The sequence below is a fragment of the Lysobacter sp. Root690 genome (assembly GCF_001427785.1).
Classification (GTDB): domain Bacteria; phylum Pseudomonadota; class Gammaproteobacteria; order Xanthomonadales; family Xanthomonadaceae; genus Lysobacter.
Genome location: NZ_LMHM01000015.1, coordinates 148,318 through 158,037 on the forward strand (window position 1 = coordinate 148,318; position 9,720 = coordinate 158,037).

The 9,720-nt window shown below is 66.7% G+C and carries 9 protein-coding genes; 6 read left to right on the forward strand and 3 right to left on the reverse strand.

Going from position 1 to position 9,720, the window contains the following annotated elements; genetic code table 11:
- Nucleotide 1: 1 nt before the first annotated feature.
- A complete protein-coding gene (locus tag ASD86_RS17695) occupies nucleotides 2-268 on the reverse strand; it encodes an accessory factor UbiK family protein (protein WP_036114994.1) in 267 nt (88 codons plus the stop codon).
- A gap of 332 nt (nucleotides 269-600) precedes the next feature.
- On the opposite strand from ASD86_RS17695, the gene ASD86_RS17700 reads away from it, so the two are divergent.
- Nucleotides 601-939, forward strand: a complete 339-nt coding sequence (locus tag ASD86_RS17700; RefSeq protein ID WP_036114992.1) for a P-II family nitrogen regulator — start codon at nucleotides 601-603, stop codon at nucleotides 937-939.
- Nucleotides 940-1,049: 110 nt separating this feature from the next.
- On the opposite strand, the gene ASD86_RS17705 is transcribed toward ASD86_RS17700, so the two are convergent.
- Nucleotides 1,050-1,943: a LysR substrate-binding domain-containing protein gene (locus ASD86_RS17705; RefSeq protein WP_056113556.1), complete on the reverse strand. Its 894-nt coding sequence runs from the start codon at nucleotides 1,941-1,943 to the stop codon at nucleotides 1,050-1,052.
- Between the two features lie 124 nt (nucleotides 1,944-2,067).
- Between ASD86_RS17705 and ASD86_RS17710 the strand changes: the two genes are divergently transcribed.
- Complete coding sequence (locus ASD86_RS17710; protein WP_255357302.1) at nucleotides 2,068-3,114, forward strand: YeiH family protein; 1,047 nt, start codon at nucleotides 2,068-2,070, stop codon at nucleotides 3,112-3,114.
- Between the two features lie 486 nt (nucleotides 3,115-3,600).
- The gene (locus ASD86_RS17715) at nucleotides 3,601-4,881 is read left to right on the forward strand and encodes a M12 family metallo-peptidase (RefSeq protein ID WP_056113559.1); all 1,281 of its coding nucleotides are present in this window, start codon (nucleotides 3,601-3,603) and stop codon (nucleotides 4,879-4,881) included.
- Nucleotides 4,882-5,109: 228 nt separating this feature from the next.
- On the opposite strand, the gene speE is transcribed toward ASD86_RS17715, so the two are convergent.
- Nucleotides 5,110-5,964 carry a polyamine aminopropyltransferase gene (gene speE / locus ASD86_RS17720; protein ID WP_056113561.1) on the reverse strand — a complete coding sequence of 285 codons (855 nt, stop codon included), beginning with the start codon at nucleotides 5,962-5,964 and terminating at the stop codon, nucleotides 5,110-5,112.
- Nucleotides 5,965-6,239: 275 nt separating this feature from the next.
- Between speE and speA the strand changes: the two genes are divergently transcribed.
- The 3 genes from speA (at nucleotide 6,240) to ASD86_RS17735 (ending at nucleotide 9,494) form a co-directional block, all read left to right on the forward strand.
- Nucleotides 6,240-8,129: an arginine decarboxylase gene (speA, locus tag ASD86_RS17725; RefSeq protein WP_056113564.1), complete on the forward strand. Its 1,890-nt coding sequence runs from the start codon at nucleotides 6,240-6,242 to the stop codon at nucleotides 8,127-8,129.
- Nucleotides 8,130-8,143: 14 nt separating this feature from the next.
- A complete protein-coding gene (locus ASD86_RS17730; RefSeq protein ID WP_056113566.1) occupies nucleotides 8,144-8,395 on the forward strand; it encodes a YciI family protein in 252 nt (83 codons plus the stop codon).
- Nucleotides 8,396-8,609: 214 nt separating this feature from the next.
- Entirely contained in the window at nucleotides 8,610-9,494 is an 885-nt protein-coding gene (locus ASD86_RS17735; RefSeq protein ID WP_056113569.1) for an NAD(P)-dependent oxidoreductase, read from the forward strand.
- Nucleotides 9,495-9,720 lie beyond the last annotated feature (226 nt).

The window sequence follows — 9,720 nt, forward strand, 5'->3', positions numbered from 1 at the left end:
ATCAGTGCTGGGGCGTGTCGGCGCGATCGAGCTGCGCTTCGAGCTCGGCGACCGCGCGTTGCAGTTCGTCGAGCTTCTCGCGCGTGCGCAGCAGCACGGCGCGTTGGACTTCGAATTCCTCGCGGGTGACCAGGTCGAGCTTGGACAGCCCGGTCTGCAACACGGACTTGAAGTTCTGTTGCATTTCCTCGCGGCCTTCGCGCAGGCCCGAGGGGACCAGCGAGCTGAGACGGCGGGCGAGGTCGTCGATGGTGTTCAGGTCGATCATGTAGAAGAAGCTCCTCCGGTGTTGGGGTCAGCTTGACCGCCGGACCGGGACCGCGCCGTCGGCTGTGGCCGTGGCGGGCTGTCGGAAAAGTCCGAAGTGGATGACGCGGTCACTACATCACGCCCTCGACCGGCCCTGCAAGCGCTGTTGCCTGCATGCGTTCAGGTCTTCGGACGGCGTTACATGATCGTCCAACGCCGGACGCGCAGGCGGTGTGAACGCTACCGGACGGACGGTACGGCGACCGCCGCGCTTGAGTCGCCGGCTAGGTCGCGGCGGCGGTGGCGCGCTATCCTGCGCGCGAATCGAATCGGTGGCGCGGAGACAGACGAATGAAGATGGTCATGGCGGTGATCAAGCCGTTCAAGCTCGACGATGTGCGCGAGGCGCTGGCCGAGGCCGGCGTGGCCGGCATCACCGCCACCGAGGTCAAGGGCTTCGGCCGCCAGAAGGGGCATACCGAGCTGTACCGCGGCGCCGAGTACGTGGTCGACTTCCTGCCCAAGATCAAGCTGGAAGTGGCGATCACCGACGATCAGGTCGATACCGTGGTCGAAGCGATCATGAAGGCCGCCGGTACCGGCAAGATCGGTGACGGCAAGATCTTTGTCTGGGATCTGGAGCGCGCGGTGCGTATTCGTACCGGCGAGCTGGACGGCGACGCGCTTTGAGCGAGGAAAGAGTTCACAGGAGTGAGGAACGAGTCGAGGCGCCACGCCCGACCGTTACGAATATTCGCTCCTAGACTCGTTCCTCACTTTTCTCCACTCGTTTCTCGCCCTTAGTCTTCGTCCAGCAAGAACGCCTGCAACGCCGGCGCGCGCGGCCGATTACGCAATTCCAACCGATACAGCGGCCGGGTCAGGGCGTCATCGTCGCCTAGCGCGACCGCACGCACGCGCTGCATGGTGATCAGGTCGGCGACCACGGTCGCCGGCAGCAGGGCGATGCCGGCGCCGGCGACCACGGCGCGCGCGATCGCTTCGTTGCTGCCGATCTCGATCACCCGCGCCGGTTCGATGCCGCGCGCGGCGAACAGCGACTGCGCGACCTGGCGCGTGCCCGAGCCGTGCTCGCGCAGCAGCCAGGTCTGTCGACTCAGTTCGGCGATCGAGGCGCGACGCCTGGCGCCCAAGGCGTTGTCGGTCGCGGCGATCAGCCGCAGCGGTTCGCTGCGCCAGGCGCTCGCCTCGATGCGCGGGTCGTCGACCGAGCCTTCGACGAAGCCGATATCGACCGTGCAATCGATCACCGCATGGCGGATCTGTTCGGTGTTGCCGACCACCAGTTCGGTCGCCAGGGTGGGATGGCGGCGCACGAACGGGCCCAGTTGCTGCGGCAGCCAGTACGCGGCGATGGTGGTGCTCGCGCCGATGCGCAGTCGGCCCTGGCGCAGTTCGACCCGGTCGCGCACGTCCTCGACCGCGATCCGCTCCAGCGCGAAGATCGCGCGCGCATGTTCGAACACGGCGCGGCCGTGGTCGGTCAACTGGATGCCGCGCACGGCCTTGCCGTCGCTGCCGGTGCGTTCGATCAGTGGCAGATCCAGCTGCAGCTCGAATTCGCGCACCGCCTTGGACACCGCCGACTGGCTGACGAACAGGCTTTCGGCCGCGCGCGAGAAGCCTTGCTGCTCGACCACGGTCAGGAACACGCGCAGCAGGTGCAGGTTCATGCTATGAGCTCACCTCATGGATAGTTGAATTATATGTATTGGACTCCCCGTGTGGGCGGGCCTACCTTGGCGCCGCTTCCTTACCGAGTCCGCCGCCGTGTCCGCCCTGAATCCGACTTCGACCATTCCCGCCGCCGCCCCGCAGGGCACTCATCGGCAGCGCGGGTTCTGGCCGGGGCTGGGTCTGGCGGCCGCGATCGCCGCCGTGGCGATGGGGCTGGCCTCGCTGCCGGCGCTGCAATCCTTCGGTCTGAGCGCGTTGACCCTGGCGATCGTGCTCGGCATCGCGGTCGGCAACACGGTGTTCCCGGCCGTCGCCGCGCAGGCCGGTCCTGGCGTGGACTTCTGCAAGAGCACGCTGCTGCGCGCCGGCATCGTGCTGTACGGCTTTCGCGTCACCTTCCAGGAAATCGCCGGGGTCGGCTGGGCCGGGCTGGCGATCGACGTGGTGGTGGTGGCGACGGTGTTCGGCCTGGCGACCTGGATCGGCACGCGCTGGCTGAAGCTGGACCGCGAAACCTCGATGCTGATCGGCGCCGGCAGCGCGATCTGCGGCGCGGCCGCGGTCATGGCCACCGAGCCGGTGGTGCGCGGACAGGCGCACAAGGTCTCGGTCGCGGTCGCGACCGTGGTGGTGTTCGGGACGCTCGGGATGTTCGTGTACCCGTGGCTGTACCCGTACCTGGGCTTGAGCGAGCATGCCTACGGCGTCTATGCCGGCTCGACCATTCACGAAGTCGCTCAGGTCGTCGTCGCCGGCCGCGCGATCGGCGAGTCGGCCGCCTCAGCCGCGGTGATCGAGAAAATGCTGCGGGTGATGCTGCTGGCGCCGTTCCTGCTGATCCTGTCCTCGCGCATCGGCGCGGGCGGCGAGGGTGCCGCGGGCAAGGCGAAGATCGTGATCCCGTGGTTCGCGCTGCTGTTCGTGGTGGTCAGCGGCTTCAATTCGCTGCATCTGTTGCCGGCGGCGTGGAAGGCCGCGATCGTGCAGATCGACACGGTGATGCTGGCGATGGCGATGGCGGCATTGGGCCTGCGCACGCACGTCGGCGCGATCAAGCAGGCCGGGGCGAAACCGATGCTGCTGGCGGCGATTCTGTTCGTCGTGCTGACGGTCGGCGGCTATGCGCTCAATGTCGGCGCGGCGAAATTTTTTACTGCGATCAGCTGAGCTGCGTGAGGTGCGGTGATCGTCGAAGGCGCGACGGGCGACTTCGGCACAACTTGTGTGCATGGCTATTAGTTGGCGCTCGTGGCATGCATCCCTATCGCCGCCGGATCACGAAGAACCCCGCTGATCGCGGGGTTTTTTCTTGCATGCATGATGCTTCGCCGACGATCGCCGCTATGCCGGCGAGATATCGCCCGGCGCATGCGACCGCGATTCGTCGCTGCTGCTCGCGACTTGCCTCTTCATCGCGTCACCGATATGCCGATGTGTGATTCGTATCGCGTTTAAGCGAGGAATGCGCCGCTTGCGCGGCCCGTTTCGCCCGTGCGCTTGCGTGCAAGCTCAAGTCCGTTCTTCGCTCCGGTCGAATCCTTTCGCGATCGCGTCATCGCGAACGGCGACTGACCAACAGGCGATGAACGCTACCGGGCGGCCGCGGTCGCCCGCCATCACTCTTGATGTCGCAGCGCTTACGGGGAGAATCACATGCACAAGGCAATCTTGGCGCTATCCATCGCCGGTCTGGTCGCCGTCACGGTCAACATCGCCGACGCGCAATCGGCCGCGGTGCCGGAACTGTTTCAGGCGCAGCCGTCGAAGGCCGCGGCGCCCGCGAACGTCAGCAACATGGTGCGCGACAAGACCGCGCAATGGGCGGCGTCGGTGTCGATCGACCGCAAGGTGCTGGTCGGCGCGCAGCGCGAGTTGATGCTGAGCATGCCGGAGGGCGCGCGTCTGCATATGCGTCTGGCGAAGTCCTATCGCAACGCCAACGGCGATTTGATCTGGTCGGGCGCCGACCGCCTGCTTCCCGGCGGCCAGCTCAAGCTCGGCGGGCAGCCGCCGTCGACGGCGCTGTTCGTCGTGCGCGGCGAACGCGTCACCGGGCAGATCGTCGCCGCGACCGGCGAGGTGTACGAGGTCCTGACCTCGGAGGACGGCGCGCGGCAATACCTGGTCAAGCGCGATCCGGCGAGCCTGGAGGGCGCCGACGACACGCCCGCCCAGGTCGACCTGGCGCCGCAAACCGATCGCGGCCCCGCGCTCGCCGCGCGTCCGGCGGCGGGGGCGCTGCTCGCCGATTCGATCGTCCGCGTCCTGCAGGTCTACACCCCGGAAGCCGTGGCCGAACTGGGCGGGCAGAATTCGGCGAACGATCGCGCCGCGTTCTTCATCGCCCAGTCGAATACCGCGTTCACCAACAACGCCCTGGCGCTGCGGTTCGAAAGCGCCGGGGTCCGCTTCACCACCCAGGCGCAGTCGACCAACAGCTCCGACACCCTGCTGTCGCGCATCCGCGGCACCACCGACGGCTGGTACGACGCCTATTCGACCACCGAGCGCAACAGCACCGCCGCCGACCTGGTGACCTTGGTCGTGCGCGACGGCCTGGTGAGCAGCAGCGGCGGATTGCTGTGCGGGCAGGCGTATTCGATCGGCGCGACCGCGGCCAACGGCTTCTTCGTGCAGAACCATTCCTGCAGCACCTTCACCTTCGTGCATGAGGCGGCGCACCTGTTCGGCGCGCGTCACGACAACGATCCGAACACCACGCCGTTCTCGTTCGGTCACGGCTACGTCAACAGCGCCGGCAATTTCCGCACGATCATGGCGGTGAATTCGAATCCGCAGCCGCGCATCGGCTACTTCTCGACCATCGACCAGAGCTATGTGTCCGGCGGCGTGAGCCGGCCGCTGGGCACCAGCACCCGCGACAACGAACGGGTCATGCGCGAGCGCGCGGCGACGATGGCGGCGTTCCGCTGACGGCGGCGCGGTTGCGGCGGCCGAGGGGCATTGCCCCGAGGCCGCTTGCCGCCGGCTCGCGCGATGTTCCGGACTCTCCCCTGTAGGAGCTGCGCAAGCTGCGACCGCGAAACCACGCTTGCGTCGGAGCTGCGGTGCCGCGGTCGCAGCTTGCGCAGCTCCTACAGTCGGACTACGAAAAAGCCCCGCGAGTGCGGGGCTTTTTGTGCGGCAAGGATCGTGGACGGTTTATTCGCCCAGCGCCTGCGCCACGAACGCCGGGGTCGACAACGCGCCGTGGTGGATGCCGGCGTTGTAGTACTTGCTGTCGAAGGTCTTGGCCTTGGCGTCGGCTTCGCGGAATTCGAAACCGCCGGCGGTCTTGCGCGCCAGGGTGCAGCTCCACCAGCCGGTCGGGTAGCACGGCTGCGGGAACGGCAGAGTCTTGAACGACTGGAAGCCGGCCTTGCCCATCTCGGTGCGCATTTCCTGGATCAGCTTGAGCAGCATCAGCGGCGACTCGGACTGCTGGATCAGGATGCCGTCCTCGCGCAGCGCGCGGAAGCAGCTTTCGTAGAAAGCTTTATTGAACAGGCCTTCGGCCGGGCCGACCGGATCGGTCGAGTCGACAATGATGATGTCGACGCTGCCGGCCGGGCGGTTGGCCATGTAGGCGATGCCGTCGTCGAACAGCAACTGCGCGCGCGGATCGTTATTGCGATCGCACAGCTCCGGGAACCATTTCTCGGCCATGCGCGTGACCTGCTCGTCGATGTCGCACTGCACCGCCTCGACCACGCCGTCGTGCTTGAGCACTTCGCGCAGGGTGCCGCAGTCGCCGCCGCCGATGATGACCACGTTCTTCGGCGCGGCGTGGGTGAACAGCGCCGGGTGCGACATCATCTCGTGATAGAGGAAGTTGTCGCGGGTGGTCAGCATGACCGCGCCGTCGATCAGCATCAGGTTGCCCCAATCGGTCGTCTCGAAGATCTCGATCTTCTGGAACGGCGACTGCACTTCATCGAGCTTGCGGGTGATCCGATAGCCGATGGACGAGCCGGTCGGCTCGAAGTTTTCGTAATGCCACGTCGGTTCGGTCGTCATGCGCTTGCTTCCTGGGCTGGGGCGGGAATTGCGAAGGTCCCGGCGGGTCGCGGCGGTGGCCGTCGGACCGGTCGCCGGGCCGGCGCCCGGCGCGAGCCGGGCTTGGGGCGCGGATTGTAGCGAACCTGCATGAACGTTCGTCGCGAACGGCCCGCCCGGGCGCGGATTTTGCCGACTTGGCCGCCTGCGCCCGCGCCCGGATCGCGCCGGAGGCCCCCGCGCCGGACGCGGCCTGTAGAATGCGTGTTCCCCATGGTTTTCTGGAAAGCCCGCCGATGTCCGACTGGTCGCTCGATCAGGCCCGCAAGACCTATTCGATCCCGCATTGGTCCGAGGGTTACTTCGACATCGACGGCGCCGGCCGCATCGTGGTCAAGCCGCGCGGCGAGCGCGGCCCGACCGTGGCCCTGCCCGAAGTCGTCGACGCCGCGCGTGCGCAGGGCGCCAAGCTGCCGATGCTGGTGCGCTTCCCCGACATCCTCGGCGATCGCCTGGGCGCGCTGCAGGGCGCATTCGATCAGGCCATGCGCGACTGGGATTACGCCGGCGGCTACACCGCGGTCTATCCGATCAAGGTCAACCAGCACCACGGCGTGGCCGGCACCCTGGCTTCGCACGCCGGCGAAGGCTTCGGCCTGGAAGCGGGCAGCAAGCCCGAGCTGATGGCGGTGCTGGCGCTGAGCCGGCCGGGCGGGCTGATCGTCTGCAACGGCTACAAGGACCGCGAATACATCCGCCTGGCCCTGATCGGCCGCAAGCTCGGCATGGAAACCTACATCGTCGTCGAGAAGCCGTCGGAGCTGCAGCTGGTGTTCGAGGAAGCCAAGGCGCTTGGCGTGAAGCCGGGCCTGGGCGTGCGCATGCGGCTGGCCTCGCTCGGCGCCGGCAAGTGGCAGAACAGCGGCGGCGACAAGGCCAAGTTCGGCCTGAGCCCGCGCCAGGTGCTGGACCTGTGGAAGCAGCTTCGCGACAGCGGCCTGCAGGATTGCCTGGGCCTGCTGCATTTCCACATGGGCTCGCAGATCTCCAACGTGCGCGATATCGCCAACGGCATGCGCGAGGCCACCCGCTATTTCATCGAACTGTCCAAGCTTGGCGCCAACGTGCGCTACATGGATGTCGGCGGCGGCCTGGGCATCGATTACGAAGGCACCCGTTCGCGCAGCTATTGCTCGATCAACTACGGCGTCAATCAATACGCGTCGAATATCGTCCAGCCTCTGGCGGAAGCCTGCCAGGAATACGGCCTGACCCCGCCGCGCATCGTCACCGAATGCGGCCGCGCGATGACCGCGCACCATGCGGTGCTGGTCGCCAACGTCTCGGAAATCGAGGAGGCGCCGGAAGGCCGGGTGCCGCCGTCGCACGACGACGAGCCGGCGGTGATCCGCCATCTGCGCGAGATCCACGACGAACTCGACCTGCGCCCGGCGGTGGAACTGTTCCACGAGGCCCAGCACCATCACGGCGAAGGCCTGTCGCTGTACGCGCTCGGCCAGATCGATTTGACTCACCGCGCGCGCATCGACGATCTGTTCTACGCGATCGCGCATGCGGTACGCGCACGCCTGGACGTGGGCGAGAAGAGCCATCGCGATCTGCTCGACGAACTCAACGAGCGTCTGGTCGACAAATACTTCGTCAATTTCAGCGTGTTCGAATCGATGCCGGACGTGTGGGCGATCGACCAGGTGTTCCCGATCGCGCCGATCGAGCGCTTGAACGAAAGGCCGGACCGGCGCGGCGTGATCGCCGACCTGACCTGCGATTCGGACGGCAAGGTCGATACCTACGTCGAGAACGAAGGCCTGGACAGCTCGCTGCCGCTGCATGCGCTCAAGCCGGGCGAAAGCTATCGGCTGGGCTTTTTCCTGGTCGGCGCGTATCAGGAAATCCTCGGCGACATCCACAACCTGTTCGGCGACACCGACGCGGTCGAAGTGCGGGTCGACGGCGATGGCTATCGCCTGGCGCAGCAGCGCCGCGGCGACACCACCGACGTCATGCTCGACTACGTCGGCTACAAGCTGGCCGATCTGCGCGAGGCGTATCGCAGCAAGGTCGCGGCGGCGGATCTGCCGGCCGACGAGGCTGCTCGTTTGGACGAGGCGTTGGAAACCGGCTTGACCGGTTACACCTACCTCAGCGATGCGCCGTTGGCTTGAACGGGTACGGGACGATGAATCGCTACTTGGTCATGGCCATGCGTCTGCCGCAGTTCGACAGCGAGCAGATCGGCCCGCATCGCGACTTCCTCGACGGTCTGCGCGAGCAAGGTCGCCTGGAGCTGGCCGGCGGTTTTTCCGACAAGAGCGGCGGCGCCTATGTACTGCGCGCGGCCGACCTGGAAGAGGCCCGCGTGCTGGCGTTCGGCGACCCGCTGCACATCACGGGTTCGTCGCGGGTCGACGTGTACGAATGGCTGACCTGAACGGCCGTCGCGTCGGCTTCACCGCGCCGATGTTCGCGCGTTCAGGCGGATAGGGGTCGCGGTTTCGTATACGTGGAGGTGTTCGCGTGTACCCATATGAGATCGGTCGCAGCAACAAGGCGCTGCCGCATGGCACGATGGCCGGGCTAAGCGCTCGGTCGTGCCGGATCACGGTTTTTGCAACATCAAGCGCCCGAACGGGCAGAAGGTTGAAATGAAAGTAGGGGTGATCGGTCTGGGAGCCATGGGCGCGCCGATGGCGCGTTACGTGCACGGCAAGGGCGTGTTGACCGCGGTGGGCAATCGCACGCAGTCCAAGGCCGATACGCTGGCGTCGGAGCTGGAAGTGCGCGCGGCGCGTTCGCCGGCGAATTTCGCCGATTGCGACCTGGTGATCCTGTGCGTGTCGCTGGACGCGGACGTGCTCGAAAACGTTGCTGCTCTGGCCGAGGTGCTCAAGCCCGGCGCGATCGTGGTCGACCACTCCACCGTCTCGCTGGAAACCGCGCGCCGTTCGGCGGCGATGCTGGCCACGCACAACATCGGTTTCCTCGACGCGCCGGTGTCCGGCGGCGCCGAGGGCGCGCGCAACGGCAAGCTATCGATCATGGTCGGCGGCGACGAAGCGCAGCTCGAGCGCGTGCGCGAAGTCCTCGACAGTTACGCCGCGCGCATCACCCACATGGGCGGTACCGGCGCCGGACAGGCGACCAAGGCGATCAACCAGATTCTGGTCGCCGGCATCAACGAAGCGGTGTGCGAAGGTCTGGCGTTGGGCGAAAAGCTCGGCCTGGAACCCGAGCGCCTGCTGCCGACGCTGATGGCCGGTGCGGCCAGCAACTGGTTCCTCGACAAGCGCGGCGCGACCATGCTGCGCGACGATTTCGCGCCGGGCTTCAAATGCCAGCACATGCTCAAGGACCTGCGCATCGTCCAAGGCATCGCGCGCGACAGCGGCATCCGCACCAACACCATTGACCAGGCCGCGGCGGATTACGCCGAGCTGATCGAGCGCGGGCATGGCGAGTCGGATACCTCGGCGTTGATTTCGCTCAAGCGTGCGCGCGCGGTGGTGGAGTCCGACGCCGAACAGGCGTAAGGATCGGCGCGCCTTGCGCGCGCTGGTTTTGTGGGTGAGGCCGGGTTGCAACGACTCGGCTCTGGATCCCCGCCTTCGCGGGGACGACGGTCTTGGTGGGTTTGTCGCTCCCTTGTCGCCAACGAGGCGCTTGCATCGCGACAACCAATTGCGCGCATCATTTCGCTTGCCGCTTGCCGCTTGCCGCTTGCCGCTTGCCGCTTGCCGCTTGCCGCTTGCCGCTTGC

Coding starts and splice junctions, on each gene's coding strand:
- ASD86_RS17735 (WP_056113569.1), top strand. CDS start 8,610: ATGAAAGTAGGGGTGATCGGTCTGGGAGCCATGGGCGCGCCGATGGCG.
- ASD86_RS17730 (WP_056113566.1), top strand. CDS start 8,144: ATGAATCGCTACTTGGTCATGGCCATGCGTCTGCCGCAGTTCGACAGC.
- ASD86_RS17705 (WP_056113556.1), bottom strand. CDS start 1,943: ATGAACCTGCACCTGCTGCGCGTGTTCCTGACCGTGGTCGAGCAGCAA.
- ASD86_RS17700 (WP_036114992.1), top strand. CDS start 601: ATGAAGATGGTCATGGCGGTGATCAAGCCGTTCAAGCTCGACGATGTG.
- speE (WP_056113561.1), bottom strand. CDS start 5,964: ATGACGACCGAACCGACGTGGCATTACGAAAACTTCGAGCCGACCGGC.
- speA (WP_056113564.1), top strand. CDS start 6,240: ATGTCCGACTGGTCGCTCGATCAGGCCCGCAAGACCTATTCGATCCCG.
- ASD86_RS17695 (WP_036114994.1), bottom strand. CDS start 268: ATGATCGACCTGAACACCATCGACGACCTCGCCCGCCGTCTCAGCTCG.
- ASD86_RS17715 (WP_056113559.1), top strand. CDS start 3,601: ATGCACAAGGCAATCTTGGCGCTATCCATCGCCGGTCTGGTCGCCGTC.